This is a genomic window from Bradyrhizobium sp. DN3, assembly GCF_041357655.1.
Classification (GTDB): domain Bacteria; phylum Pseudomonadota; class Alphaproteobacteria; order Rhizobiales; family Xanthobacteraceae; genus Bradyrhizobium.
In genome coordinates, this window is sequence record NZ_JAULLN010000015.1 from 125660 (window position 1) to 151256 (window position 25597).

Genomic DNA, 25597 nt, shown 5'->3' on the forward strand with positions numbered 1-25597 from the left:
CTCACTTCATTCCCGTCATCTGGTGGATCGGCATCATGTTGCTGTTGAGGTGGTTCATCACCCACAGCGAACCGGACAGCGCGATCACCACCATGACGATGGTGAAGATCAGCGCCATCATGCTCCAGCCGTTCTCGGACGTCGTGTTCATGTGCAGGAAGTAGATCATATGCACGACGATCTGCACGACCGCGAAGGCCATAATGACGAGCGCGGTGATCTGCTTGCTCGGCAGCGCGCCGCTCATCACCAGCCAGAACGGGATCGCGGTCAGCACGACCGAGAGCACGAAGCCGAGCATGTAGGTCGAGAACGTGCCGTGGGCGTGGCTGTCGCCGTGGTGATGGTTGTCGGCGTGGGCGGCGTGAGTATCGGTGTTCATCGCAGAACTCCCAGGAGATAGACGAAGGTGAAGACGCCGATCCAGACCACGTCGAGGAAGTGCCAGAACATCGACAGGCACATCAGGCGGCGGCGGTTGGCCTCGATCAGGCCGAACTTCCAAACCTGCACCATCAGCGTCACCAGCCAGATCAGGCCGCAAGAGACGTGCAGACCGTGGGTGCCGACCAAAGTGAAGAAGGCGGACAGGAAGGCGCTGCGCTGCGGCGTTGCGCCTTCATGGATCATGTGGGCGAACTCGGTGAGCTCGATGCCGATGAAGGCGAGGCCGAACAGGCCGGTGATCGCCAGCCACATCTGGGTCTGGGCAACCTTGTTCTGCTGCATCGTCAGCATGGCAAAGCCATAGGTGATCGATGACAGCAGCAGCATCGAGGTGTTCACCGCGACCAGGTCGAGGTCGAACAGATCCTTTGGCGCGGGACCGGCGGCATAGTTGCCGCCGAGCACGCCGAAGGTGGCGAACAGGATCGCGAAGATGAGGCAGTCGCTCATCAGATAGATCCAGAAGCCGAGCGAGGTGCTCCAGCCTTCCGGATGCGGATGCTCGTCGGCGAGATAGAAGACCGGCTCGCCGGTCTGCGAAGGATTGATCGCGACAGTCATTTACTTGGCTCCGGCGAGCAGTTTGGTGCGCGCGTCCTCGGTCCGGATGACGTCTTCAGCCGGAATGTCGAAGTCGCGGTGATAGTTGAAGGTGTGACCGATACCGACGGCGAGCATCGCGATGAAGCTCACCGCGGCCAGCCACCAGATGTACCAGATCAGGCCAAATCCCATCGCGGTGGCAAGGCCGGCGAGGATGATGCCGGTGCCGGTGCTGCTCGGCATGTGGATCGGCTTGAACCCGGTGAGCGGACGCTGGTAGCCGCGCTTCTTCATGTCCCACCACGCGTCGTTGTCGTGCACGACGGGCGTGAAGGCGAAGTTGTAGTCCGGCGGGGGCGAGGAGGTCGCCCATTCCAGCGTGCGCGCATCCCAGGGATCGCCGGTGACGTCCTTGAGCTGCTCGCGCTTGAGGAGGCTGACCGCGAACTGCATCAGCATCGAGAGAATACCGATGAAGATGAAGACGGCACCGATCGCTGCGATGATGAACCAGATCTGCAAGGACGGATCATCAAACACGCGCAGGCGGCGGGTCACGCCCATCAGGCCGAGCACGTAGAGCGGCATGAAGGCGAGGTAGAAGCCGGTGACCCAGAACCAGAACGACATCTTGCCCCAGAACGGATCGAGCTTGAAGCCGAACGCCTTCGGGAACCAGTAGTTGATGCCGGCGAAGGCGCCGAACACCACGCCGCCGATGATCACGTTGTGGAAGTGCGCGATCAGGAACAGGCTGTTGTGCAGGACGAAGTCGGCCGGCGGCACCGCGAGCAGCACGCCGGTCATGCCGCCGATCACGAAGGTCAGCATGAAGGCGATGGTCCACATCATCGGCAACTCGTAGCGGATGCGACCGCGATACATCGTGAACAGCCAGTTGAACATCTTCGCGCCCGTCGGGATCGAGATGATCATCGTGGTGATGCCGAAGAATGAGTTGACGCTGGCGCCCGAGCCCATCGTGAAGAAGTGGTGCAGCCAGACGAGGTACGACAGGATGGTGATGACGACCGTGGCGTAGACCATCGAGGTGTAGCCGAACAGCCGCTTGCCGGAGAAGGTCGAGGTGACCTCAGAGAAGATGCCGAACGCCGGGAGAACCAGGATGTAGACCTCGGGATGGCCCCAGATCCAGATCAGGTTCACGTACATCATCGGGCTGCCGCCGAAATCGTTCGTGAAGAAGTTGGTGCCGACATAGCGGTCGAGCGAGAGCAGCGCGAGCACGACGGTCAGGACCGGGAAGGAGGCGACGATCAGGACGTTGGTGCAGAGCGAGGTCCAGGTGAACACCGGCATCTTCATCATGGTCATGCCGGGGCAGCGCAGCTTGACGATGGTGCAGATCAGGTTGATGCCGGATAACGTCGTGCCGACGCCGGCGACCTGCAGCGCCCAGATGTAATAGTCGACGCCGACGTCGGGGCTGTAGCCGATGTTCGACAGCGGCGGATAAGCCAGCCAGCCGGTGCGGGCGAATTCGCCGATGAACAGCGAGGCCATCACCAGCACCGCGCCGCCGACCGTCATCCAGAAGCTGAAATTGTTCAGGAACGGGAACGACACGTCGCGCGCGCCGATCTGGAGCGGCACGACGTAGTTCATCAGGCCGGTGACCAGCGGCATCGCCACGAAGAAGATCATGATCACGCCGTGGGCGGTGAAGACCTGATCGTAGTGATGGGCGTTGAGATAGCCTTCGGAGCCGCCAAAGGCGAGCATCTGCTGGCCACGCATCATCAGCGCGTCGGCAAAGCCGCGCAGCAGCATCACGATGCCGAGGATCATGTACATGATGCCGATACGCTTGTGGTCCACGGTGGTGAACCACTCGCGCCAGAGATAGCCCCAGAGGCGGAAATAGGTGAGGCCGCCGAGCAATGCGGCGCCGCCGAGCGCGACCACCGCGAAGGTGCCGACGACGATCGGCTCGTGCAGCGGCAGCGATTCGAAGCCGAGCCGGCCGAAGATGAGCTTGAGAAGATCAGGAGACATGCGGGATCTCTTTAGGAGTCTGACTTCGGACGCTGTCCGAGGAAGAAGGACGAGGACTTCAGCGGCGCGAAGCTCGGCCGCTTCAGGCCGGCACCGAGCAGCGGCGCGGTGTCGGTCGGAGCCTTGATCGACGCGGTGGTCGCGGCGCCTTGCGGCGCATCCGGCGTGCAGGTGCCGGCGACGAAGCTCGGCTCCGGCCCAAGCACCGTGCCGCGGCGGGCGTATTTGTCGTAAGTGAGTGGCAAGGTGTTGTTCAGGCCCTCGTGGCCGTTGCCGCCCTTGGCGTCGATCGCCATCATCTCGCTCTGGCACATCTTGCCGGTCTCGACGCACATGTTGAGGATCAGGCGGTAGAGATCGGAATCGACGGTGCCGTAGCGGCGCACCGGTTCGTTCTGGCTGGGCTTTTCGAGCTGGAGATATCCGGCGCGGTCGAGCGAGCCGCCGGCCGACTTGGCGCTGGCGATCCAGGCGTCGAAGCCCTTGTCGTCGAGGCCCTGGAAGTTGAAGTGCATGCCGGAGAAGCCGGCGCCGCTATAGTTCGCCGAAAAACCCTTGTAGGTGCCGGCGTGGTTGACGACGGCGTGGAGCTTGGTCTCCATGCCCGGCATCGCGTAGATCTGGCCGGCGAGCGCGGGGATGTAGAACGAGTTCATCACCGAGGACGCGGTGATGCGGAAGGTGATCGGACGATCGATCGGAGCTGCCAGCTCATTGACGGTGGCGATGCCGTAGTCCGGATAGATGAAGAGCCACTTCCAATCGAGCGCGACAACGTCAACCTCGAGCGGAGCCTTCGACTGGTCAACGGCACGCTCCGCATGGATGCGGCCGAGCGTGCGATAGGGGTCGAGCAGATGCGTGCCCATCCAGGTCAGCGCGCCCAGGCAGACGATGATCAAGAGCGGCGCCGACCAGATCACCAGCTCGAGCTTGGTCGAGTGGTCCCATTCCGGCTCGTAGCGGGCCGAGTTGTTGGACTGGCGGTAGCGCCAGGCGAACAGCACCGTCAGCGCCATCACGGGGACGACGATCAGGAGCATCAGGACGGTGGAGATGATGACGAGGTCGCGCTGTTGCGCTGCGATGTCGCCGGCGGGCGCCAGCACGATGTAGTTGCAGCCGCTGAGCGCAACTGCCAGGGGTAGCAGCGCCAGGATCTTGAGACGGGACACGGGCCGAGCCTTATGAGAATGAGTTTCCTTTGCGGGGCCAAGGGGTAGCTGCGGCGCAACAATCCGGACATTGGACAATTTGTCCAATGTTGCAGTGCGGAATGTTGGGTCAGAGAGAACCAGATTGCCTGGCGTCCCGCCGGGCGGTCGGCTTTGGTTTTCAGGACGTTAAGGGCGCACGAATGGCGACGGCACAGACCCCCGCAATGGCAGACCTCCACTCGGGCGAGCATGGCCACGACCAGGCCAGTCCCGGCGAGATCGCCATCGGCGTCATCATTGGCCGCACCTCGGAATTCTTCGACTTCTTCGTCTTCGCGATCGCCTCGGTGATCGTGTTCCCGCGCCTGGTGTTCCCGTTCGCGAGCGAGCTGACCGGTACCCTCTATTCCTTCATGATCTTCGCGCTGGCCTTCATGGCCCGGCCGATCGGCACCGTCATTTTCATGACGGTCGACCGCGCCTACGGCAAGACCGCCAAGCTGATCTCGGCGCTGTTCCTGCTCGGCACCGCCACCGTCGCGCTCGCGTTCCTGCCCGGCTATCACGAGATCGGGGTCGCGGCGATCTGGCTGCTGGCGCTGGCGCGTCTCGCCCAGGGTCTGGCCTGGGGCGGCGCCTGGGACGGTCTCGCTTCGCTGCTGGCGCTGAATGCGCCGTCTTCGAAGCGCGGCTGGTACGCGATGGTGCCGCAGCTCGGGGCCCCGCTCGGCCTGATCGTGGCGAGCGCGCTGTTCGCCTATTTCGCCGGCAACCTCTCGGCCGATGATTTCTTCGATTGGGGCTGGCGCTATCCGTTCTTCGTCGCCTTCGCCATCAACGTCGTGGCGCTGTTCGCCCGCCTGCGCATGGTGACGACGGAAGAATATTCCTCGCTGTTCGAGACCCGCGAATTGCAGCCGGCGCGCATCTCCGACACCGTCGCGCGCGAAGGCCAGAACATCATGCTCGGCGCCTTCGCGCCGCTGGCGAGCTTCGCGCTGTTTCACATGGTCACAGTGTTTCCGCTGTCCTGGGTGTTCCTGTTCACCCGCGAAAGCCCAGTGCGCTTCCTGATCATCGAGATCGTCGCCGCCGTGTTCGGGGTCGTCGCGATCGTGCTCTCCGGCATCATCGCCGACCGCGTCGGCCGCAAATCGCTGCTGATGGGATCGGCGATCGCGATCGCGATCTATAGCGGCTTTGCCCCGCAGCTGCTCGATGCCGGTGCGTTCGGCGAGACCATCTACATGGTGATCGGCTTCATCTTGCTCGGCCTCTCCTTCGGCCAGTCCTCGGGCGCGATCGCCTCGAACTTCAAGCAGACGTACCGTTACACGGCTTCGGCGCTGACTTCGGACATGGCCTGGCTGTTCGGCGCCGGCTTCGCTCCGCTGGTGGCGCTGCTGCTCGCGACCAATCTCGGCGTCATCGCCTCGGGTGCGTACCTGTTGTCGGGCGCGTTCTGGACCCTGCTCGCTCTCTGGCTCAGCGGCCAGCGCGAGGCGGGCGATATGGATGCGGGGCGGTAGGGCTCGCGCCGTCCCCACATCACAGGTTTCGTAGGGTGGGCAAAGGCGCGTAAGCGCCGTGCCCACCATCTTTCAACGATCGTGCTCGGGAAGGGTGGGCACGCTACGCTTTGCCCACCCTACGGCAGCGAAGCTCGTAGCTCTAGATCTCGCGTTCGCCGCTCAAGCGCCTCCGGGATGACGCGCGCTTAGCGCACGTCAATCCGCCACGATCTTCACGCGATCACGCACCTTCACCTGGGCGTTGCGATCGAGTCCGTTCAGCACGCGGAAACGTTCGGCGGGGTGATCGACGCCGGCCATGCGGTGGGACAGCGATTCCACGGTGTCGCCGGGCTGCACCGTAATCACCTTGATGCGCAGCGGGCGCGCGGCCTGGATCTCGTCGAGCGTCAGGCGGCGGAATGAGTTGACGGTCTCGCGCGCGTTGCGGTCGCTCTCGGTCGACTTCTGCCGTGTCGCGAAAATGAAGCGGTAGACGTCGCTGCCGAAGCGCAGCGCATAGACCTTGAACTGCCACTGATCGCCCTTGGCGGTGGCGGACGCTGCCGGAAAACCGTTGATGGTGAGGTCTTCGGTCGAGGCCTTCTCGACGCCCTCCATCCAGCCGGAGTTCAGGTAATCGCCGAGCGACTGCTCGGCCGGCACCCGCACCACGTCGAAGCGCATCGCCTGCGAGCCGCCGTCGCGCACGCCGATCACGGCCTGCGCGGTGTTGTCGAGCGTGAAATTGTCCGGCGCCTGGAAGGTGAAGCCGAGCTTCGGATGCAGGAACCTGCGGCCGCGGACAAAGCCTTCGCTGGGATCTTCGCCATAGACGAGGTTGTCGATCGCGGCGAGATAGGTTTCGCGGTCGCGTTCGGCGCCCTCGGGCGCTGAATATTGCCGCGCGATGGTCTGCGCATTCTGCACGCGCTCCGGGGTCGCCGGATGCGACGATGTGAAATCCTGCGCGCGCGGATCGAGCGAGCTCTTGCCGGCCTTCAGCTCGGCATTGCGCTCCATCGCCGAAAGGAAGCGGGCCGCACCGTAGGGGTCGAAATGTGCGCGGGCGGAAATGCCGACGCCGATGCCGTCGGCCTCGATCTCCTGCTTGCGCGAGAAGCTCGCCATGGTGAGCTTGGTCTTGGCCAGCGCCAGCGCGGTGAGATCGGGATCGTTGCTCATGTCGGTGACGACGCGGGTGACGATCGCGGCCTGGCGCGCTTGGTCCTCCCGCATCGCGGCGTGCTTGGACAGCACGTGCGCCATCTCGTGGCTGAGCACGGACGACAATTCCGAAGTGTCGCTGGCGAGCGCGAGCAGGCCGCGCGTGACGTAGAGCTGGCCGTTCGGCAGCGCGAACGCATTCACCGCGCCGGAATTCAGGATGGTGACCTTGTATCCCTGATCGGGGCGGTCGGAGGCTGCGACCAGCCGGTCGACGGTCTTGCTGACGAGCGATTCCAGCCTGGGATCGTCATAAGTTCCGCCATAGCTCGCCAGGATGCGCTCATGCTCCTTCTCGGTGGCGGGGGTCTGCGCCACCGCAGGCTTCGGCTTGGGCATCGCCACAACCGGCGGGGTCGCGGCGGTTTGGAACCGGCCCATGTCGCCGCAGCCCGCCAACGCGGTGCCCAGGACAAGGCATAGCGCGGCCGGCGCAGCCCGCAGGCGGCGGCCATCACCTCGTTCGTGCCGTTCTAGCACCCCATTCACGTCGCTTAACCCGTGCCCGGCCCTTTTAGGGCCTTACCCCTGTCGGCTCGTTTGCGCCTAGCAACTCGACCTGTCCCACGAGGCGTATATCGATCCGCGGCCCCGTGTTCCCCTCGACCCAGCCCCGAACTCGAATACGTTTATTTTCCAGGGACTTAAGGGCAATTCCGGCGCTTTCAAACGCCGGTAACGTGCGCTTTGAGATAGTCGCCGCAAAGCCGCGTGTCCAGTTTCGTCCGAAGTTGAGGTAGGTCATTGCCCCAGCTTGCCGGACCGACAGGACTTTGCCCTCGACCACCATAAAGCGCCCGATCCCCGCCAAAATATCGTCCGGACTTTCCGCGTTTTTTATGGCCGACGGGTCAGCCCAGCTGCCCTTTTTTTGGCGCCGCGCCTCGGCCTCCGACGCCATCAGGGCGGCCGCGCAGTCCCTGTCCGCGATCTCGGCGGAGACGATGGCATCGCCCTGGGCGAGCAGCGTCGCCTGCACGGAGGCGTCGCTTTCGCCGACGAAGACCAGCGCGTTCTGGCGGCCGTAACGGTCGGGCGTGTCGTCAGGGCTCCGCAGTGTCACGTCGCGGCCGGCGAGCAGCGCGGTCAGCGCCTGCTTCGTCGTCGCCGTCGGCTCGATGCCGGCGAGGCGGATCTCGCGGCCGTCGTCGAGGCGGATGCTGCGCGCATCGACGATCGGGGCGACACGGCCCTCGCCTTGGGACTCGAACTGACATGGCGCGGCGAACGCAGCGCGACTTGCGACGAGAAGACATGCGACGATGAGATGAAGCCGTTGCGCCACGTGACCCGGACAGGTTGTGTTACGCTCCAGTTCTAACCCAAATGTAGCGAACGACGAAGGGCTGTCGTAGGGTGGGCAAAGCGAAGCGTGCCCACGTCTTTGGCCAACCGCGCGGGCGGTGGGCACGGCGCGAAGAGCGCGCCTTTGCCCACCCTACGGCAGATCATGTGATGCTTCGCCATTGCCTCACACGCCGTCATTGCGAGGAGCGGAGCAATCCAGAGTCCTTCCGCTGAAAGATTCTGGATTGCTTCGCTGCGCTCGCAATGACGTGGAAATATTTCGCCGCACTCCACCATTCCGCTTTGCGGAAAACATGCGCGGTAATCATGCGCTTGTAACGGCACCTCGCGCTTGCTGCCCTCTCGCGCATGCGGCATGATTGCCGCCAATAGCGATAGCCAAGACCAATGGCCAAGAGCAATAACCAAGCCGCCATCAGAGCACGGCGCGATAAGGGAGGTCTTTTTCGATGAAGCATATTCTGTCGGGCATTTTTGCTGCCGCGTTTGCTCTCAGTGCGAGCGTCGTGCAGGCGGAGGACAAGCCGCCGCTCAAGATCGGCGGCATCCTCGACATGTCGAGCCTCTACGCGGACATCACCGGCCCCGGCAGCGAGACCGCGGCCAAGATGGCTGTCGAGGACTTTGGCGGCGAGGTGCTGGGTCGCAAGATTCAGGTGCTGGCGGCCGACCATCTCAACAAGGCCGATCTCTCCGCCAACATCGCCCGCGACATGCTCGACAACCAGGGCGTCGAGATGATCTACGACGTCGCGGCCTCCGCGACCGCGCTCGCCGCCGGCGAGATCGCGAAGGCGCGCAACAAGATCATCGTCTTCAACGGCCCCGGCTCGATCCGCCTCAGCAACGAAGCCTGCGGCCCCTATACCGTGCACTACGTGTTCGACACGTTCGCCCAGGCCAACGTGACCGGGCTTGCAGCCGTGAAGTCGGGCCTCGACACCTGGTTCTTCCTCACCGCCGATTATGCCTTCGGCCAGGACCTGGAGAAGGACACCAGCAACGTCGTCACCAAGACCGGTGGCAAGGTGCTCGGCAACGTCCGTCATCCGCTCAACACCTCGGACTTCTCGTCGTTCCTGCTCCAGGCGCAGGCCTCGAAGGCCAAGGTGATTGGTCTTGCCAATGCCGGCGGCGACACCGTCAACGCCATCAAGCAGTCGGCGGAGTTCGGCATCATGAAGGGCGGCCAGAAGGTCTCGCCGCTGCTCGCCTTCGTCACCGATATCGACTCGATCGGGCTTGAGACCGCGCAGGGCCTGTTGCTGGCCGAAGCGTTCTACTGGGACATGAACGACGAGACGCGCGCCTTCTCCAAGCGCTTCCAGGAGCGCGTGAAGCGGCCGCCGACCTCGGCACAGGCCGGGGTCTATTCCTCCGTGACGCATTATCTGAAGGCGGTGAAGGCAGCCGGCACGACCGACGCTGCGGCGGTGATGAAGGTGATGAAGGAGACGCCGATCAACGACTTCTTTGCTCATAACGGCAAGATCCGCGAGGACGGTCGCATGATCCACGACATGTACCTGTTCGAGGTGAAGAAGCCGTCGGAATCCAAGGGCCGCTGGGACGATTACAAGCTGCTCGCCACCGTGCCCGGCAATGAGGCGTTCCAGTCGCTGGAGCAGTCGCGCTGCCCGCTGGTGAAGAAGTGACGGCGTGACGTAGTCATGACGTCATTGCGAGGAGCTCTTGCGACGAAGCAATCCAGACTGTCTCCGCGGAAACATTCCTGGATTGCTTCGCTTCGCTCGCAATGACGGCGTGGTGATAGCTCGGCTAGACAACAACAAGGGAGACACCCCATGAGCAACGACATGGTCCTGCAAAAGCTCGAAGGCGGGCTGCTCACCATCACCATGAACCGGCCGGAGCGCAAGAACGCGCTCAACCCGGACATGGTGCGCGGGCTGGTCGAGGCGGCGCGGCGCGCGGCTGACGATGCGGAGGTGCGCGCGGTGCTGTTCAAGGGCGCGGGCGGCAGCTTCTGTGTCGGCGGCGACGTCAAGTCGATGGCGGAGGGCCGGGCGCCGCTGCCGTTCGAGCAGAAACTCGCCAACCTGCGCCGCGGCATGGAGGTCTCGCGCATCCTGCACCAGATGCCAAAGCCCGTCGTGGCGCAGCTCGACGGCGCGGCGGCCGGCGCTGGCCTGTCGATGGCGCTGTCCTGCGACCTGCGCATTGCCAGCGAATCCTGCAAGATCACGACGGCCTTCGCCAAGGTCGGCTTCTCCGGTGATTACGGCGGGACCTATTTCCTGACGCAACTGCTCGGCAGCGCGCGGGCGCGCGAGCTCTATCTGATGTCGCCGGTCCTCACGGCGAAGGAGGCGCATGCGATCGGCATGGTGACCAAGGTCGTGCCCGATGCCGAGATCGACGCCGCCGCGCGCGAGCTTGCGCTGTCGCTGGCGCAGGGGCCATCGATCGCGCTCGGCTTCATCAAGCGCAACATCAACAATGCCGAGCATCTGGCACTGGAGGATTGCTTCGATGGCGAGGCGATCCATCACACCCGTTGCGGCGACACCGAGGACCACAAGGAGGCCGCCAAGGCCTTCGTCGAGAAGCGCAAGCCGACGTTCAAGGGCGCGTGACGATGGCGCCCTATATCCGGCTGCGTCAGGTCTGCCTGGTTGCGCCGCAGCTTGAGCCTGTCATCACCGATATCGCCAGGATCATGGGTCTCACTGTGTGCTATCGCGACGGCAATGTCGCGAAATACGGTCTGGAGAACGCGCTGCTCCCGGTCGACACGATCCTGCTGGAGGTCGTGGCGCCGTTAAAGGACGGCACCACGGCCGGCCGCTTCATCGAGAAGACCGGCGGCCGCGGCGGCTACATGGCGATCTTCTGCTGCGACGATCCGGACGAGCGCGGCCGCAACGCCAACGCGCTTGGCGTGCGCACGGCCAACGTCATCGACCATGCACCGTATCACGGCGTGCAGCTCCACCCGCGCGACTGCCGCGCCGCCTTCATCGAGTTCAACCACACCGAAGGCAGCGACGACATTCTGGGTGCCTATCCACCGGCGGGACCCGATTGGCAAAAATTCATCCGCAAGGATGTGACGCAGGCGCTGACGGCCGTGGAGATGCAGAGCCCCGATCCGGTTGGGCTGGCGGAGCACTGGGGCAAGATCATCGGGGTTGCAGCTCGCGACGCCGAACTGAGGCTGCCCAACGCAACCTTCCGTTTCGTCAAGGGCGCCAGCGAAATCATGAGCGCACTGGAGTTTCGGGTGACTGATGCGGCACGCGTGCTGCATGCCGCGCGGGAGAAGGGGCATGCGGTTGCCGGCAACGAGTTCTTGTTAGGTGGGGTAACGTTCCGGCTCGTTGCTTGACCACTTGCGACATTTCTCGTTGTGTCGTCATGCCCGGGCTTGTCCCGGGCATCCACGTTCTTGACGATCGTTGAGAAGCAAGACGTGGATGGCCGGGACAAGCCCGGCCATGACGGGGATAGCACCAGATCAACAACTGGAATCTGCACATGCCGCATCCGCTCGACAGCTTCTTCGCGCCCGCCAGCATCGCGCTGATCGGGGCCTCGCGCGATCACGAGAAGATTCCGGGGCGGCTGCTGTCGATGCTGCGCAAGAACGATTATCCCGGCAAGATCTATCCGGTGAACCCGAACTATGCCGACATCGACGGGCTCGCCTGTTACACATCGGTCGCCGAGATCGGCGCGCCGATTGATCTCGCCGTCATCGTCATCCCGGCCCGCGCGGTGCTGCCTGCGCTCGAGCAATGCGCCGTCGCCGGCGTCAGGAACGCCGTCATCATCTCTTCCGGCTTCGCGGAGGAGGGCGGCGACAGCGCCGCGATGCAGGATGCGATCGCTGCGCTGGCGAGGCGTACCGGCATGCGGATCTCCGGCCCCAACGCCGAGGGATTTTTCAGCGAGGTGCAGCGCGTGGCGGCCACCTTCAGTCCCGCGGTGGACGTCAAGCCGGGTGTGGTGCCGCTGGTCGCTACGCACAAGCGGATCGGCATCGTCGCGCAGAGCGGCGGCATCGGCTTTGCCTATTATCATCGCGCGCGGGCGATCGGCATCGCCGTGAGCTACGTCGTCAGCGCCGGCAACGAATCCGATCTCGGCGCCGGCGAGTTCCTAGATTATCTGGTGCAGGACACCTCGACCGACGTGATCCTGCTGTTCATCGAAGGCATCCGCGACGTCGACAAGTTTCTGGCCGCGGCGCGGCGCGCCGCCGAGACGAGGAAGCCCGTCATCGTGACAAAAGTCGGCCGCTCCGGCGCCGGCCAGCGCGCGGCGGCCTCGCACACGGCGAGCATGGCCGGCTGGTCGGCGGCCTATGACGCGGTGTTCGCGCAATACGGTTTCATCGTCTCCAACGATCTCGACGAGGCGTTGACGATCGCGGCGCTGCTCGCCAGCAATCCGCTGCCCAAGGGCGATCGCGTCGCCGTCGTCACTGTCTCCGGCGGCGCCGGCATCTGGGGCGCGGATGCCGTGGCACTGCAAGGCTTGCAGGTGCCGGAGCTCTCAGAAACGATCCAGGCGGGGATCCGAACGCTGATGCCGTCCTACGGCACCGCGCGCAACCCGATCGACGTCACCGCGCAAGGCGTGACCTCCGGCGGATTGCAAAAGAGCGTCGACCTGCTCACCGCCTCCGACGAGGTCGATGCGGTGCTGATCGTGCTGTCACTGTCGAGTGAGGTGCGCAAGCCGTTCGACGAGGCCGAGCTGACGCCGGTGTTGGCGGCGCAGAGGAAGCCGGTCGTGTTCTATTCCTACACGGTCCCCTCCGACTTCGCGCGGCGGGAGCTCGCGAAATCCGCTGTCGTGGTCCTCTCGGGTCTGACTCATGTCGGCGTCGCGCTGCGGCGGCTCGTCGACTACGCGAAATTCAATCTGCCGAAACCCGCGGACGAGACGGGGTTGCCGGTGCGGGATCTCTCTGCGTATTTGAAGTCGCAAGTATTGTCCGAGGCCGACAGCAAGACATTGCTCCGTGCCGCCGGCATCGCGCTGCCGGACGAAGTGCTGGTGACGGACAAGGCCGGGCTGGATGAAGCCGTCGCCCGCGTGGGCTTTCCACTGGTGATGAAGATCCAGTCGCCCGACATCGCGCACAAGAGCGAGGTCGGCGGCGTGCGCGTCAACATCACCACCAAGGGCGAGGTCTTCCTGGCATTCGAAGCGCTGCTGGACAATGCGCGTGAGCAGCGGCCGGAGGCGGCGATCCAGGGTGTGCTGGTTGGTCCGATGGCGAGGCGGGGCGTCGAGATCATCGTGGGAACAATGATGGACCAGACGTTTGGGCCGATGGTGATGGTCGGGCTCGGCGGCGTCACTACCGAGCTGTTCCGCGACGTGGTCTATCGTCCGGCGCCTGTCGGTGCAGAAGAGGCCGGCGCAATGCTGGCGGGATTGAAGGCGGCGCCGCTGCTGAACGGATTTCGCGGCGCGGCGAAGGCGGATGTCGCAGCGCTGGCGCAATTGATCGCGGATGTCTCGGTGCTCGCCGCACGACATGCGCAGGAGATTGCGGAGATCGAGCTCAACCCGGTGCTGGTACACCCGGACGGGCAGGGTGTGACGATCGTCGACGCGCTGGTGGTGGGGCGGAAGTAGGCGGCCGCCGGGACGACATTGGGGAGTGTAGGAGCATCAAACAACACTGGTCGTCCTGGACAAGCGAGCGCTGATCCAGGACCCATTACCCCATGGGGTAATTTGGCGAAGACTCGTTGTTACCAGCTTCGCGCCGCAACTTCTCCCTGGGGTAATGGATCCTGGCTTTCGCCAGGACGACAGCGAAGGGTGTCGCAGCGCCGCGGCGCGGCCGCAATCACCTTCCCTTAAAATTGGCCACGCGCCGCTCCTCCGTCGCCTTCACGCCTTCCTTGAAGTCTTCCGTCGCGCGCAGGCGTGTCTGCTCGGCGAGCTCGTGGTTGGTCGCGGCCATCACACGGTCGGCGAGGCCGGCGCGCATCGTGGCGCGGGTGGAGAGCAGGCCGAGCGGGGAGCATTCGGCGATCTCGCCGGCGAGCTTCATCGCGGCTGATTTCACCTGGTTCTGCGGCACCAGCTCGTTGGCGAGGCCCCACTTCAGCGCTTCTTCGCCGGTGACGCGGCGGCTGGTGTAGAACATCAGCTCGGCGTTGTTCTTGCCGATCAGCTCGGGCAGCGTCACGGTCAAGCCGAAGCCGGGATGGAAGCCGAGCTTGGTGAAATTCGCGGAGAAGCGCGCTTCGGGGCAGGTGACGCGGAAGTCCGCGGACACCGCGAGGCCCAATCCGCCGCCGATGGCGGCGCCCTGCACGGCGGCGACGATCGGCTTCTTGGCGCGGAAGATGCGCACGGCCTGAATGTAGAGATGGTTGATCGGCCCGAGACTGTCGGCCGGATCGCCCTTCTTCTCGGCCTCGCGCGCCTCCTGCGCCTGCCGCGCCGGATCCTGGAAATTGGCGCCAGCGCAGAACGCCTTGCCCTGTGCCGAGAGAACGGAGGCGCGAATCTCGATGTCGCGGTCGAACGCGTCGAGCGCATCCGCGATCTGGTTGATCAGCGAGATGTCGAAGAAATTGAGCGGCGGCCTGCGGATCTCGATGGTGCCGACGTGTCCAACCTTCTCGACGCCGATATCTTTGTACGTGGTCATTTTGTGCCTCCAGTATCTCAGTAGCGAAGAACCACCTCTCCCATAGGGAGAGGTCGATTTGCGCCAGCAAATCGGGTGAGGGGCTCAGCTCTATCGTGGGATCCTAACCCCTCACCCGGCGCTACGCGCCGACCTCTCCCGATGGGAGAGGTGAAGGGCGCGCGCTGCCAGAGCATCGCTCTCATCCGCACTATCGAAGTCCCAGTCCGCGGGCGATGATGCCGCGCAGCACCTCGGTGGTACCGCCCTGGATGGTGAGTTTGGGTGCGGTCTTGATGGCGAAGTCGAGCTGGCGCTCCAGCGTCTCGCGGTTGGTCGCGGTCTCCTCAACGAAGGCGGCGAGATCGCGCACGCGGTGCGGCAGCTGCTGCTCCCAGACCGTGCCGATGTCCTTGACGATCGACGCCTCCACCACCGGCTCCTTGCCGGCCTGCAGCATGCCGGCGACCGAGACCGACATGCGCCGCATGGTGTGGAGCTGCGCGACGAGGCGCCCGATGCCCTCGGCACTGCGCGTGTCCGGGTTGGGACCGATCGCGCGGACCAGCTCGGTCAGCACGTAATAGGTTTCGAGGAAGCGTTCGGGGCCCGAACGCTCATAGGCAAGTTCGGATGTCGCCTGCTTCCAGGCGCCATCGACCTCGCCGAGCACATGATCGTCGGGGATGAAGTGATCGGTGAAGACGACCTCGTTGAACTCGTACTGGCCGGTGATCTGCCCGATCGGGTTCACCTGGATGCCGGGCTGCTTCATCTTGACCAGGAACTGGGTCAGGCCGTGGCGGCGGTTTTCCTTGGTCGGCGGCGACGTCCGGAAGATCGCGATCATGTAGTCGGCGATATGCGCCGACGAGGTCCAGATCTTGGTGCCGTTGATGAGATAGCCGCCGTCGGTCTTGGTCGCGCGCGTTTTCGCGGCGAACAGGTCGGAGCCGGAGTTCGGCTCGCTCATGCCGATGGCAAAGCAGATCTCGCCGCGGCAGATGCGCGGCAAAATCTCCATCTTGATGTGCTCGGGCGCGTATTTCAGCAGCACCGGCCCGCTCTGGCGATCGGCGACGAAGAACCGCCGCGTCGGCGCATTGGCGACGCGCATCTCCTCGGTCACCACGTAACGTTCGAGGAAGGAGCGCTCCTGGCCGCCGTATTTTTTGGGCCAGGTCATGCCGAGCCAGCCCTTGGCGCCGACCCGGCGGGAAAATTCCGGCGCGTCAGTGTCTTCGCGATTGGGCTTGTGCGGATCGAAAGTGCCGGCGGCGATTTCCTCGGCGAGGAAGGCGCGGACTTCCTTGCGCAATTGCTCGCATTTTTCCGGCAGGCGGATCGGATCGAAACGGAGGGCAGCGGTCATTGTGGTCGTCCCCTGATCAGCGCGAAGCCACGAGCGGCCACAATTCATCGGCGCCGCGGCTTGCAACGAGCTTGCCGAGCTCGACGGCCCAGTGGCTTTCCGAGCCGAAATCGTCGCGCCAGGCCAGTGCCCGCAGCGAATAGCGGTGCAGGATGTGCTCCATGGTGAAGCCGATTGCGCCGTGAACTTGGTGGGCGATGCCGCCGCCTTTCTCCGCGGCTTCTGCGCAGCGGATCTTTGCGGAGGCGGCTTCGAGATAGACCTCGTCGTCGAACGATTTTGCGTTGGCGATGGCATCGGCCGCCGAGGTCGCCGCCGCAAGCGCTGCGGCGGATTCACCGGCGAGGCGTGCGAGATTATGCTGCACGGCCTGGAATTTCGAGATCTTCTTCTCGAAGGCGACGCGCTCGTTGGAATAGCGCACGGAGATATCGAGCATCGATTCCAACGCGCCGGCGATCTGGAGGCTGCGCGCGACGCCGCCCATCAGCATCAAGGTGGTCTGATCAAAACCTTTCGGCGCGGGCTTGACGGTGACGGGCTGAACCTTGTCGAGCGTCACGGTGTCGCTGTGGTCGTAGCCGACGTTGAGCCCGGCTTCGATCCGCGCCTTGGCCGCATCGACCAGCGCGATGCAAACGCCGTCCTTGCCGTGCGCCAGCACCGCAAAATGCTTCGCCGCCTTGGCAAAGGGCACGCCGCGCGCGCGGCCGGAGAGCGCGCCGTCGGCACCGAGCGTGATGCGATCCTTTGGCGAGGCCGGCAGCACGGTCATCTCGCCCTCGGGCGATGCGATCTTGGCCTGCGCGAGCAGCCAGCCGGCCAGCATGGTCTCGGCCAGGGGAACGGCGACCGCAAAGCGGCCCGCAGCGTTCAGAAGCGCAAAACCGTCGGCAAGGCTGGCGCCGGAGCCGCCGAGGTCGTCAGGCACCCACGATAGCGGCAGGCCGGCCTCGCTCAGCGCCTGCCACAGCGGTGCCTGCCACGAATTCTTCTTGTCGTTGTTGATGGTTTGCGGATCGGCGAGATCGGCGAAGATTTTTTCCGCGGTCTCGACGACGATATTGTCACTCTCCGCCACAGCGTTCCCCGTGTTTTGCCATTGGCGCGTCCGCCCCCGGTGGGCCACCGCGCGGGTTCTTCTTGCGCCCGATGATCGGAAAAAGCCATGGCCCTGACAAGCGTTGATCGCAGGTCAACCTGCGGCGTGGGCATGGGCGATCAGCAAATTCCGCTTAGCGGAGTTTGCTCGATTTGCAGGGCGCGGCAAACTCGCTAAACAAGGCGCCGACGTCAGAGACAGGGGAAGGAAACCAGGATGGCCAAGGACAGTTTGTGCGCAATCGTGACGGGATCGGCATCCGGCCTTGGTGCCGCGACCGCGGAAATTCTCGCGCGGAACGGGGCCCGGCTCGTCATCAACTATTCCTCGAGCCAGAAGGAAGCCGAGGCCACGGCTGAGCTCTGCCGCAAGGCCGGCGCCGCGGAAGTCCTGGTCGCGCAGGGCGACGTCTCGAAGGATGACGATTGCCGCAAGATCGTCGCGACGACGGCCGGTTGGGGCCGGCTCGACGTGCTCGTCAACAACGCCGGCACCACCAAGCACGTTGCCCATGCCGATCTCGATGGCTTGTCGGCGGAAGATTTCCAGCGCCTCTACGGCGTCAACACCATCGGCCCCTTCCAGATGGTGCGCGCAGCGCGCAGCCTGCTCGAGGCCGGCGCCAAGGCCTCGGGGCGCCCCTCGGCGGTGGTCAACGTGTCCTCCGTCGCCGGCATCAGCGGTGTCGGCTCGTCGATCGCCTATGCCGCGAGCAAGGGCGCGCTCAACACCATGACGCTGTCGCTGTCGCGCGCGCTGGCGCCGCTGATCCGCGTCAACACGGTGTGCCCCGGCTACATCGACACGCCCTGGTTCACCAAGGGCCGCGGCGAGGCCGGGGCCAAGCAGGTGCGCGACAGCGTGGTAGCGAAGGTGCCGCTCAAGGTCGCCTCAAGCGCCGAAGACATCGCGCAGCTCGTCTGCTTCCTCGCGATGCCGGCCTCCAGCAACATGACCGGCGAGGTCGTGCGCATGGATGCGGGGATGCATTTGATTACTTAGCTCGTCATTGCGAGCGAAGCGAAGCAATCCAGTAATCTCTCCGCGGAGACATTCTGGATTGCTTCGTCGCACCAGCGCAAAATTGCTTCGCAATTTTGTCGCGGGCTCCTCGCAATGACGGAGTGTGGGGTGGTAGCGTGCCCCACGGCCTATGCCGTTACCCCTTGATCACGCCGCTGGCCACCAGGCGGTGCCAGATGAACAGCACCACCACTGCGCCGACCGTGGCCATGATGAAGCCGGCGCCCTGGTCGGGGCTGTAATGGCCGATGGCCTGGCCGACGAAGGTCGCCAGAAACGCGCCGGCGATGCCGAGGATGGTGGTGAGGATGAAGCCGCTCGGATTGTTCGGCCCCGGTGCGAGCCAGCGCGCGATGAGGCCGGCGACGAAGCCGACGAGGATGATCCACAACAGGCCGCCCATGCTCATGACAGTGCTCCCCTCCCTTTGTCGACAATCAGATGCGACCCGAGAGCTCGTTCTCGGTCGGCAACCTTCCGTCCGGCGTCAAATGATCGATCACCTGCGGTAGATACTGGCTGAGGCCGGACAGCAGCTCCTCGCGTGACAGGCCGCTCTGGGCGGACAGGCTGTCGATCTGGTCGGCGCCGAGCGCGCTGGCGAGATCGCCCGGCGCAATCGGCTTGTTCTCGCCCTTGCCAACCCAGGAATTTGCGGTGTCGCCGTGTCCGCTCTGCTGGAGCTGGTTGAGGAGATCGCCGAGCCCGCCGCTGAGCACAGTGCCAGCCGCGCCGCCCGCGAGCAGGCCGCCGAGACCGCCCTTGAGCAAATCGCTGAGGCCACCGCCCGCGCCGGCGTTGACCGGCGGCGGTGCAGGCGTCGGCGACGGTTGCGGCGCCGTGCCGGATTGGTTTGCGGTGATGTGCTTGAACGCCTTCCAGGCGAGCAGGCCGAGCAGCGCCATGGTCATCGGCGACATGCCGCCGGAGGATTTCTCGGAGCTGGGCGCGCTGGGGCCGCGCGGGCCGTTCTGCATGCCGTTGAGGACGTCGAGTAGACCCATGGTGCTCTCCTTTGGCGTCTCGTTCGGCGAGCGCTCGCCGCTGACAGGCTCCCCCGGGGCGAAAACATATGGGGCGGTCATGACGGTTACAAGGCGGCCGCGACGCGATGGGCAGCCGGCCTCGCCTCTGCTATCGAAGGCCGGTCATTCAGGGAGCGAGGTCAGTGGTTACGGATCGACCGATCGTGGTGGCCGGCGCCGGTGCCATCGGCTGTTTCGTCGGCGGCATGCTGGCAGCCGCGGGCCGCCGCGTCGCGCTGCTGGTGCGGCCGCGGGTGAAGACCGAGATCGAGCGGTTCGGCCTGCGGCTGACCGATTTCGACGGCTCCGAGAACAAGCTCGGTGCTGGCCAGCTCGCGTTGTCGGAGGATCCTTCGATCTTCCACAGCGCCGGCATCGTGCTGGTGACGGTGAAGAGCGCCGACACCGCCGATGTCGCGGAGCAGATCGCGCAGCATGCGCCGCACGACGCCGTTATCGTCTCGCTTCAGAACGGCATTGGCAATGTCGCGGTGCTGCGCGAGCATCTCGGCGATCGGCGCGTGCTCGCCGGCATGGTGCCGTTCAACGTGATCGCGATGGGCGAGGGCCGTTTCCACCGCTCGACCTCCGGCGACATCCATGTTGGTGAGGACGATGCGAACACAGCTCTCGCGCTGTCGGTGGCCGGCCTCACGGTACGCGCGAGCCGTGACATCGCCGGCGTGCAATGGGGCAAGCTGATCATCAATCTGAACAATGCGCTCAGCGCGCTGTCCGACATGCCGCTCGCGGCGCAACTGGCGAACCGCGACTGGCGACGGCTGTTCGCCGACCAGATGGCGGAGGGCCTCGCCGCGCTGAAGGCCGCCGGCATCGCGCCGGTCTCGGCAACGCCGATCCCAATGGGGTGGACGCCGGCCTTGCTGCGGCTGCCCGACGTGATCTTCAACGCCATCCTGGGACGCACGATGAAGATCGATCCCGAAGCGCGCTCCTCGATGTGGCAGGACCTGAAGCAGGGGCGCAAGACCGAGATCGACTATCTCCAGGGCGCCGTCATCGCGCTGGCCGAGCAAAGCAATGTGGATGTGCCGCTGATGCGCCGCATTGTTGCGCTGATCAAGGAAGCCGAAGCCGCGGGCAACGGCCCGCCCGGGCTGACGCCGCAGCAGATTCGGGGGGCAGCGTGAGTGCGAAGGAGGAGCGCGATGAAGCGTTGTTTGACGATTGGGATCGCGCTGGCTGCACTGTGCGGCGCATCGACGCTCGCTCATGCAAGACCGCCGACGGTCGTGAACTCTCCGGGCTATGACGCGCGCTTGCAGGAGAGCCGCAAGGCGTTGAGCGCTTCGCCAACGGCAGCGCCGGCAAATGCGCCGGCGATCAAACCGAAGCGGAGCAAGAAGCACGCGAATTGATGCCAGCCTCGGCGCAACAACCTCCGCTGTCGTCCCGGCGAAGGCCGGGACCCATTACCCCAGGGAGTAGTTGGGGCGCGAGACTGGTCACCACGAGTCTTCGCCAAACTCAATTTGGTGGTTATGGGTCCCGGCCTTCGCCGGGACGACTGCGGAGCGTTACAAAAACAGCGAAACTCAGCCCTTCTTCGCCGGCTTGCTCGGCGTTGGATTGAACAACTTCTTCAAATCGTTCAAGCTTTCCGACAGCCGCGGCCATTCGCAGGAGAAGGAGCCCTTGGTGCAGGGCGCGCCCTTTCGCTGGCCGGCAGTCTGCTGCACTTTCGGCCGCTGGACCGGGACGGGCACGCGCTCGATGTCGGTTCGCAGCGCGACCTGCTGGAACTGCTGTACCTGTTGTTCCTGCTGCTCGCGCTGCTGGCGCGCGGTGGCCTGGGCGGCTTCATTAATGCGGCGCTGGTTGGCGAGATAGGCGGTGTAGGCTGCGTCGATCTTCTTCTGCTCCTCCGGGGTCGGATTCGGCCCGGCGATGTCGAAGGTGCGATCCTGGAGGAAGTCGTAATAGGAATAGCCGCCGCCAGCCTTGCGGCGGCCGGCGAATTTGGCGTTGCAGTCGGCAAGCGCCGCGGTCTTCTCAGCCTTGGTCGGGGATTTTTCGGCGGCGTCGGCGCATTCCTCGAAGTCGACGGGCGCGCGCTTCCACCATTGCGCCTGGGCATGCGGCAAGGTCAGCAGAAAAAATCCTGCTGCGGCAACGAGAAGCGCCGCACGACGCGATGCAACTACGACCGACATTCTACGAGAGCATTCCCTGCAAAACTCAACCCGCCCCGAGTCGAGTCGGATTTTTGCCTCTTTATCGCCGGCTTGTCACCCATGGAACCCGGGAATTTCATGGCTGGGCTGCTGACATTTTTTGCTTGACGTGGCGCGCGAGTCACAGCCGCGCGCAGATGATGTGCTTAGACTTTTATCGATTTGAATTCGAAGGGGAATGTCCGTCATGCGAGCGTTGGCCGGTCTCGTCGCAATCGCGCTGGTGCTGATTTGCGGCCATGCCTTCGCGGCGGACGAAGCTGCGCCCAACCGCAAGCCGGTGAGGGCGATTGCCGACGCGCGGCTCGCGGTCGGCGCCCAGGGCATTCTGCCGCTCTACCTCTCCAGCGACTGGTCGATGCCGCTGCCGGCGATCTCGCGCGCCATCATCGTGCTGCATGGACGGCTGCGCAATGCCGACGAATATTATCTCTCGGCCCACACCGCGCAGGTGGCAGCGGGCGACGACGGCAAGCGCGCGCTCATGATCGTGCCGCAGTTCTTGGCGGAGATCGACGTCGAGGCCCACAAGCTGCCGGCAGATGTGCTGCGTTGGTCGCTGGAGGGATGGGAGGGCGGGGACGCCGCGCTGGCGCCCAATCCGGTCTCCTCGTTCGAAGCGCTCGATGCGATCCTGGCAAAGCTCGCCGACCGGCGCATCTTCCCGAACCTGAAGCAGGTCGTGATCGTCGGCCATTCCGGCGGCGGCCAGGTCGCGCAGCGCTACGCCATCGCCGGCAAGGGCGAGGCGGCGCTGTCGCGCCAGCACATCGATATCCGCTACGTCGTCGCCAACCCGTCGTCCTATGCCTATTTCAGCGCCGAGCGGCCGGTGCCCGCCATCGCCGCCTCCTGCCCGGGCTACAACAATTGGAAATACGGCATCGACGAGCGGCCGCCCTATCTTGCGAACGTCGCGCCGGCTGCGCTCGAACAGCGCTATGTCGAGCGCGAGGTGATCTATCTGCTCGGCACCCTCGACACCAATCCGGAGCATCCCGCGCTCGACAAGAGCTGCATGGCGAAGGCGCAAGGGGCCACGCGCTACGCCCGCGGTCACGCCTATGCGGAGACGATGGCCAAGCGCAACCACGGCACGCCCAATCACCGGGTTTGGGCCGTCGCGGGCGTCGGCCACGACGCCGACAAGATGCTGACCTCGACATGCGGGCTCGCGGCACTGTTCGATAGTCCGGGCTGCGGCGCGGAGCGCTGATGCGCATGCGTTGAAGGCTTACGTCTTGAAGGCTTGCGGCTTGAAGGCTTGGCGCCGGCTGTTACACTTCGCATCGTGAGCGCCTCATCGTGAGGCGGCGCCAAGAAGATGAAGTGGAAACGCCTGATGCTGCTGCCCCTGTCCGACGTGCCGCGCTGGTACGCTGAACGCAAACCACACGGCACGATCGCCGTTCGTCATGGGCAGGATACGCTGACATGGGACGAGCTCGAGCGCCGCGCCAACCGGCGCGCGCGGGCGTTCATGGCCAGGGGCGTCAAGCCCGGTGACTTCGTCGCGATCGGATTGCCGAACAGCAATGCGTTTTTCGAGACGTCTTTTGCGGTGTGGAAGTGCGGGGCGACGCCGACCTCACTGTCGTGGCGGCTGCCGCGCGGCGAAGCCGCCGCGGTGCTCGACATCCTCAAGCCGGCGCTGGTGGTCGGCGGCGAGGCCGATTGGAACGCGCCGAACCGCTTGCCTGCGGATTTCGTGCCGCAAGGTTTTTCGGACGAGCCGCTCGATCCGCCGGTGGCGCGCTACTGGAAGGCCATGACCTCAGGCGGCTCGACCGGCCGGCCGAAGGTGATCCTCGATCACCATCCGGCGGTGACCGACACGGTGGCCGCGCCGCCGCTCAACATCCCCTTCGGCGTCTCGCTGCTCAATCCCGGTCCGCTCTATCACAATGCGCCGTTCATCGTGTCGCATTACGCGCTGTTCACGGGCGGCCAGCTCACCGGCCTCGTCAAGTTCGACGCCGAGGAGACGCTGCGGCAGATCGAACGCGAGCGCGTGCAATGGGTCAATTTCGTGCCGACCATGATGCACCGGATCTGGGCGCTGCCGGAGAGCGTGCGCAATGCTTACGATTTGTCGAGTCTTCAGACGGTCTTTCACATGGCAGCGCCGATGCCGCCCTGGCTGAAGGAGAACTGGATCGCCTGGCTCGGCCCTGACAGGATCTGGGAGCTCTATGGCGGCACCGAGCGCCAGGGCTCCTGCGTCATCTCCGGTACGGAATGGCTGACGCACAAGGGGTCGGTCGGCAAGATCGGCGACATGGCGAAGCTTCGCATCATCGGCGAGGACGGCAACGACGTCGCGCCGGGCGAAACCGGCGAGATCTATTTCCTCAACAATGACGGCAAGGACGCCACCTATCACTATCTCGGCGCCGAGCCGAAGCGCCGCGCCGACGGCTGGGAATCGCTCGGCGATATCGGCCGGCTGGATGCGGAAGGCTATCTCTATCTCGGCGACCGCCTCGCCGACATGGTGCTGCGCGGCGGCGCCAACATCTATCCGGCCGAGGTCGAGGCCGCCGTCTCCGCCTGCCCCGGCGTGCGCTCCTGCGTCGTAGTGGGATTGCCCGATCCGGAATTGGGCCAGCGTGTCCACGCCATCATCGAGCCGGAGCCGGGCGTGGACGGTCAGGCGCTCGCCGACGGCATGGCGGAGTTTTTGAGGGACAGGCTCAGCCGCTACAAGCATCCGGAGAGCTTCGAGATCGTCAGCGCCCCGCCGCGCGATGATTCCGGAAAAGTCCGCCGCACCCTGTTGCGCGACGAGCGCGCGGCGTGGATGAAGCAGGGGCGCGCCTTCCGGATTTGGCCGGCCAAGGCGCGAGCGCACGCCGACTGAGACACATCACGGAAGGACTGACGAGATGACCATCACCATCGCTGCCAACAGCGTGCCGAAGCCGCCCGTTGACATCATCGAGGGCTTCCGCGGTGCGCCGACCTCCGTCATTTCAGACAATCTCGCCCGGTTGCCGGGCGCGGTGGGGCTGAAGCCTTATCACCGTGGCGGCAAGCTGGTGGGGACGGCCTTCACCGTGCGCACCCGTCCCGGCGACAATCTCGCCATCCATCGCGCGCTCGAGCTGGTCGGTCCCGGTGACGTCATCGTGGTCGACGGCGGCGGCGACGAGACCCGGGCCCTGGTCGGCGAGATCATGAAGAACATCGCGCAATGGCGCAAAGCCGAGGGCTACGTCATCGACGGCGCGATCCGCGATGTCGCGGCGTTCGCAGCCGATGACTTTCCCTGCTACGCCCGCGGCGTGATCCACCGCGGCCCCTACAAGAACGGTCCCGGCGAGATCAACGTGCCGGTGACGATCGGCGGCAGCGTGATTGTGCCCGGCGACATCGTCGTCGGCGACGAGGACGGCGTGGTGTCGTTTCCCGCCGCGGGTGCCGCCGCGCTGCTCGAAGCCGTCCGCACCCAGGTCGCGCGCGAAGAGGAGACACTGAAGGCGATCCGGGAGGGCCGTTACCAGGGCTCGTATGGAAAATCCTGATCAGGCGAGAACGAAGGGGAGGATGGCGTGAGCCAGAAGGACGAATTCCATAACATTGATAATCCCAGCGACGGCTTGTTTCGCGAGCTCGCGGCGGGAGTGACCACGCGCATCTTCTCGGGCGAGCAGGCGATGCTGTCGGTGGTGACGCTGGCGCCGCATGCGCAGGGCACGCTGCATCATCATCCCGAGGAGCAATGGGGTGTGTTGCTCGACGGCTCCGCCGTCCGCGTCCAGGGCGACGAGGAGATCCCGGTGAAGAAGGGCGATTTCTGGCGCACGCCTGGCAATGTGCCGCACACCATGCGCGCCGGCCCCGACGGCGCCCGCGTGCTGGACATCTTCAGCCCGCCGCGGCCAGAATACAGAAAACCGGGGTCGGGCTTCGGGACGACCTAAGCGCTTCGCGCTTAGGTTATTCTCTTGAGCGTGATCTTTCGGAAAACCGCTGCGCACTTTGCACTAACGCGGCCCTTCGGGTCCGGATCATGCTCTAGCGCCAACGAGCAAAAGCGGGGCGCAAAG

23 protein-coding genes are annotated in these 25597 nt (G+C 64.9%); 11 read left to right on the forward strand and 12 right to left on the reverse strand.

Going from position 1 to position 25597, the window contains the following annotated elements; all coding sequences use genetic code 11:
* Window position 1 precedes the first annotated feature (1 nt).
* The 4 genes from cyoD to cyoA are packed head-to-tail and all read right to left on the reverse strand — an operon-like array spanning window position 2 to window position 4181.
* Window positions 2-382 carry a cytochrome o ubiquinol oxidase subunit IV gene (cyoD, locus tag AAE027_RS22460; RefSeq protein WP_370989522.1) on the reverse strand — a complete coding sequence of 127 codons (381 nt, stop codon included), beginning with the start codon at window positions 380-382 and terminating at the stop codon, window positions 2-4.
* Window positions 379-1008, reverse strand: a complete 630-nt coding sequence (cyoC, locus tag AAE027_RS22465) for a cytochrome o ubiquinol oxidase subunit III (protein WP_091893490.1) — start codon at window positions 1006-1008, stop codon at window positions 379-381. Before cyoC ends, cyoD begins: the two co-directional genes overlap by 4 nt.
* Window positions 1009-3006: a cytochrome o ubiquinol oxidase subunit I gene (gene cyoB / locus AAE027_RS22470; protein ID WP_370989523.1), complete on the reverse strand. Its 1998-nt coding sequence runs from the start codon at window positions 3004-3006 to the stop codon at window positions 1009-1011. It abuts the gene before it with no gap.
* 11 nt (window positions 3007-3017) lie between these two features.
* On the reverse strand, window positions 3018-4181 hold the full coding sequence (cyoA, locus tag AAE027_RS22475) for a ubiquinol oxidase subunit II (protein ID WP_370989524.1): 1164 nt from the start codon (window positions 4179-4181) through the stop codon (window positions 3018-3020).
* 182 nt (window positions 4182-4363) lie between these two features.
* On the opposite strand from cyoA, the gene AAE027_RS22480 reads away from it, so the two are divergent.
* On the forward strand, window positions 4364-5692 hold the full coding sequence (locus AAE027_RS22480) for an MFS transporter (protein ID WP_091893495.1): 1329 nt from the start codon (window positions 4364-4366) through the stop codon (window positions 5690-5692).
* A 198-nt stretch (window positions 5693-5890) separates the two neighbouring features.
* Here the strand turns inward: AAE027_RS22480 and AAE027_RS22485 are convergent, their stop codons facing one another.
* Together AAE027_RS22485 and AAE027_RS22490 are read right to left on the reverse strand one after the other, a co-directional pair.
* Window positions 5891-7282: a M48 family metalloprotease gene (locus AAE027_RS22485; RefSeq protein WP_370989526.1), complete on the reverse strand. Its 1392-nt coding sequence runs from the start codon at window positions 7280-7282 to the stop codon at window positions 5891-5893.
* Window positions 7283-7415: 133 nt separating this feature from the next.
* Window positions 7416-8186, reverse strand: a complete 771-nt coding sequence (locus AAE027_RS22490) for a thermonuclease family protein (RefSeq protein ID WP_370989527.1) — start codon at window positions 8184-8186, stop codon at window positions 7416-7418.
* 472 nt (window positions 8187-8658) lie between these two features.
* On the opposite strand from AAE027_RS22490, the gene AAE027_RS22495 reads away from it, so the two are divergent.
* The 4 genes from AAE027_RS22495 (at window position 8659) to AAE027_RS22510 (ending at window position 13822) form a co-directional block, all read left to right on the forward strand.
* Window positions 8659-9864, forward strand: coding sequence for an ABC transporter substrate-binding protein (locus tag AAE027_RS22495; RefSeq protein ID WP_370989528.1), 1206 nt, complete (start codon window positions 8659-8661; stop codon window positions 9862-9864).
* A 150-nt stretch (window positions 9865-10014) separates the two neighbouring features.
* Window positions 10015-10806 (forward strand): enoyl-CoA hydratase, encoded by a 792-nt coding sequence (locus tag AAE027_RS22500; protein WP_370989529.1) that lies wholly within the window; start codon window positions 10015-10017, stop codon window positions 10804-10806.
* Between the two features lie 2 nt (window positions 10807-10808).
* Window positions 10809-11558, forward strand: a complete 750-nt coding sequence (locus AAE027_RS22505; RefSeq protein WP_370989530.1) for a VOC family protein — start codon at window positions 10809-10811, stop codon at window positions 11556-11558.
* A 149-nt stretch (window positions 11559-11707) separates the two neighbouring features.
* Window positions 11708-13822 carry an acetate--CoA ligase family protein gene (locus AAE027_RS22510; RefSeq protein WP_370989532.1) on the forward strand — a complete coding sequence of 705 codons (2115 nt, stop codon included), beginning with the start codon at window positions 11708-11710 and terminating at the stop codon, window positions 13820-13822.
* 217 nt (window positions 13823-14039) lie between these two features.
* Here AAE027_RS22510 and AAE027_RS22515 read toward each other — a convergent pair whose 3' ends face one another.
* The 3 genes from AAE027_RS22515 to AAE027_RS22525 form a co-directional block, all read right to left on the reverse strand.
* The gene (locus AAE027_RS22515) at window positions 14040-14852 is read right to left on the reverse strand and encodes an enoyl-CoA hydratase/isomerase family protein (protein WP_370989533.1); all 813 of its coding nucleotides are present in this window, start codon (window positions 14850-14852) and stop codon (window positions 14040-14042) included.
* A gap of 190 nt (window positions 14853-15042) precedes the next feature.
* A complete protein-coding gene (locus AAE027_RS22520; protein WP_128940312.1) occupies window positions 15043-16203 on the reverse strand; it encodes an acyl-CoA dehydrogenase family protein in 1161 nt (386 codons plus the stop codon).
* Between the two features lie 16 nt (window positions 16204-16219).
* A complete protein-coding gene (locus AAE027_RS22525; protein ID WP_370989534.1) occupies window positions 16220-17284 on the reverse strand; it encodes an acyl-CoA dehydrogenase family protein in 1065 nt (354 codons plus the stop codon).
* A gap of 237 nt (window positions 17285-17521) precedes the next feature.
* On the opposite strand from AAE027_RS22525, the gene AAE027_RS22530 reads away from it, so the two are divergent.
* Window positions 17522-18307 (forward strand): SDR family NAD(P)-dependent oxidoreductase, encoded by a 786-nt coding sequence (locus tag AAE027_RS22530; protein WP_370989535.1) that lies wholly within the window; start codon window positions 17522-17524, stop codon window positions 18305-18307.
* A gap of 157 nt (window positions 18308-18464) precedes the next feature.
* Here the strand turns inward: AAE027_RS22530 and AAE027_RS22535 are convergent, their stop codons facing one another.
* Entirely contained in the window at window positions 18465-18737 is a 273-nt protein-coding gene (locus AAE027_RS22535; protein ID WP_206732771.1) for a GlsB/YeaQ/YmgE family stress response membrane protein, read from the reverse strand.
* Window positions 18738-18765: 28 nt separating this feature from the next.
* Window positions 18766-19332 (reverse strand): YidB family protein, encoded by a 567-nt coding sequence (locus AAE027_RS22540; RefSeq protein ID WP_370989537.1) that lies wholly within the window; start codon window positions 19330-19332, stop codon window positions 18766-18768.
* Between the two features lie 164 nt (window positions 19333-19496).
* On the opposite strand from AAE027_RS22540, the gene AAE027_RS22545 reads away from it, so the two are divergent.
* A complete protein-coding gene (locus AAE027_RS22545) occupies window positions 19497-20504 on the forward strand; it encodes a 2-dehydropantoate 2-reductase (RefSeq protein ID WP_370989538.1) in 1008 nt (335 codons plus the stop codon).
* 405 nt (window positions 20505-20909) lie between these two features.
* On the opposite strand, the gene AAE027_RS22550 is transcribed toward AAE027_RS22545, so the two are convergent.
* A complete protein-coding gene (locus AAE027_RS22550; RefSeq protein WP_370989539.1) occupies window positions 20910-21527 on the reverse strand; it encodes a hypothetical protein in 618 nt (205 codons plus the stop codon).
* A 208-nt stretch (window positions 21528-21735) separates the two neighbouring features.
* Here AAE027_RS22550 and AAE027_RS22555 point away from each other — a divergent pair, with 208 nt between their 5' ends.
* From AAE027_RS22555 to AAE027_RS22570, 4 genes are all read left to right on the forward strand, one after another.
* Window positions 21736-22764 (forward strand): alpha/beta fold hydrolase, encoded by a 1029-nt coding sequence (locus AAE027_RS22555; RefSeq protein ID WP_370989540.1) that lies wholly within the window; start codon window positions 21736-21738, stop codon window positions 22762-22764.
* Window positions 22765-22890: 126 nt separating this feature from the next.
* A complete protein-coding gene (locus tag AAE027_RS22560) occupies window positions 22891-24408 on the forward strand; it encodes an AMP-binding protein (RefSeq protein ID WP_370989600.1) in 1518 nt (505 codons plus the stop codon).
* Window positions 24409-24433: 25 nt separating this feature from the next.
* Window positions 24434-25072, forward strand: coding sequence for an RraA family protein (locus AAE027_RS22565; RefSeq protein ID WP_370989541.1), 639 nt, complete (start codon window positions 24434-24436; stop codon window positions 25070-25072).
* A 27-nt stretch (window positions 25073-25099) separates the two neighbouring features.
* Window positions 25100-25471 carry a cupin domain-containing protein gene (locus AAE027_RS22570; protein ID WP_130213649.1) on the forward strand — a complete coding sequence of 124 codons (372 nt, stop codon included), beginning with the start codon at window positions 25100-25102 and terminating at the stop codon, window positions 25469-25471.
* Window positions 25472-25597: the final 126 nt, after the last annotated feature.

Bases quoted from the DNA above. Each gene is read 5' to 3' on its own strand.
- cyoD (WP_370989522.1), bottom strand. From the start codon at position 382: ATGAACACCGATACTCACGCCGCCCACGCCGACAACCATCACCACGGC.
- cyoC (WP_091893490.1), bottom strand. From the start codon at position 1,008: ATGACTGTCGCGATCAATCCTTCGCAGACCGGCGAGCCGGTCTTCTAT.
- cyoB (WP_370989523.1), bottom strand. From the start codon at position 3,006: ATGTCTCCTGATCTTCTCAAGCTCATCTTCGGCCGGCTCGGCTTCGAA.
- AAE027_RS22480 (WP_091893495.1), top strand. From the start codon at position 4,364: ATGGCGACGGCACAGACCCCCGCAATGGCAGACCTCCACTCGGGCGAG.
- AAE027_RS22485 (WP_370989526.1), bottom strand. From the start codon at position 7,282: ATGGGCCGGTTCCAAACCGCCGCGACCCCGCCGGTTGTGGCGATGCCC.
- AAE027_RS22495 (WP_370989528.1), top strand. From the start codon at position 8,659: ATGAAGCATATTCTGTCGGGCATTTTTGCTGCCGCGTTTGCTCTCAGT.
- AAE027_RS22500 (WP_370989529.1), top strand. From the start codon at position 10,015: ATGAGCAACGACATGGTCCTGCAAAAGCTCGAAGGCGGGCTGCTCACC.
- AAE027_RS22505 (WP_370989530.1), top strand. From the start codon at position 10,809: ATGGCGCCCTATATCCGGCTGCGTCAGGTCTGCCTGGTTGCGCCGCAG.
- AAE027_RS22510 (WP_370989532.1), top strand. From the start codon at position 11,708: ATGCCGCATCCGCTCGACAGCTTCTTCGCGCCCGCCAGCATCGCGCTG.
- AAE027_RS22515 (WP_370989533.1), bottom strand. From the start codon at position 14,852: ATGACCACGTACAAAGATATCGGCGTCGAGAAGGTTGGACACGTCGGC.
- AAE027_RS22520 (WP_128940312.1), bottom strand. From the start codon at position 16,203: ATGACCGCTGCCCTCCGTTTCGATCCGATCCGCCTGCCGGAAAAATGC.
- AAE027_RS22530 (WP_370989535.1), top strand. From the start codon at position 17,522: ATGGCCAAGGACAGTTTGTGCGCAATCGTGACGGGATCGGCATCCGGC.
- AAE027_RS22535 (WP_206732771.1), bottom strand. From the start codon at position 18,737: ATGAGCATGGGCGGCCTGTTGTGGATCATCCTCGTCGGCTTCGTCGCC.
- AAE027_RS22540 (WP_370989537.1), bottom strand. From the start codon at position 19,332: ATGGGTCTACTCGACGTCCTCAACGGCATGCAGAACGGCCCGCGCGGC.
- AAE027_RS22550 (WP_370989539.1), bottom strand. From the start codon at position 21,527: ATGTCGGTCGTAGTTGCATCGCGTCGTGCGGCGCTTCTCGTTGCCGCA.
- AAE027_RS22555 (WP_370989540.1), top strand. From the start codon at position 21,736: ATGCGAGCGTTGGCCGGTCTCGTCGCAATCGCGCTGGTGCTGATTTGC.
- AAE027_RS22560 (WP_370989600.1), top strand. From the start codon at position 22,891: ATGCTGCTGCCCCTGTCCGACGTGCCGCGCTGGTACGCTGAACGCAAA.
- AAE027_RS22565 (WP_370989541.1), top strand. From the start codon at position 24,434: ATGACCATCACCATCGCTGCCAACAGCGTGCCGAAGCCGCCCGTTGAC.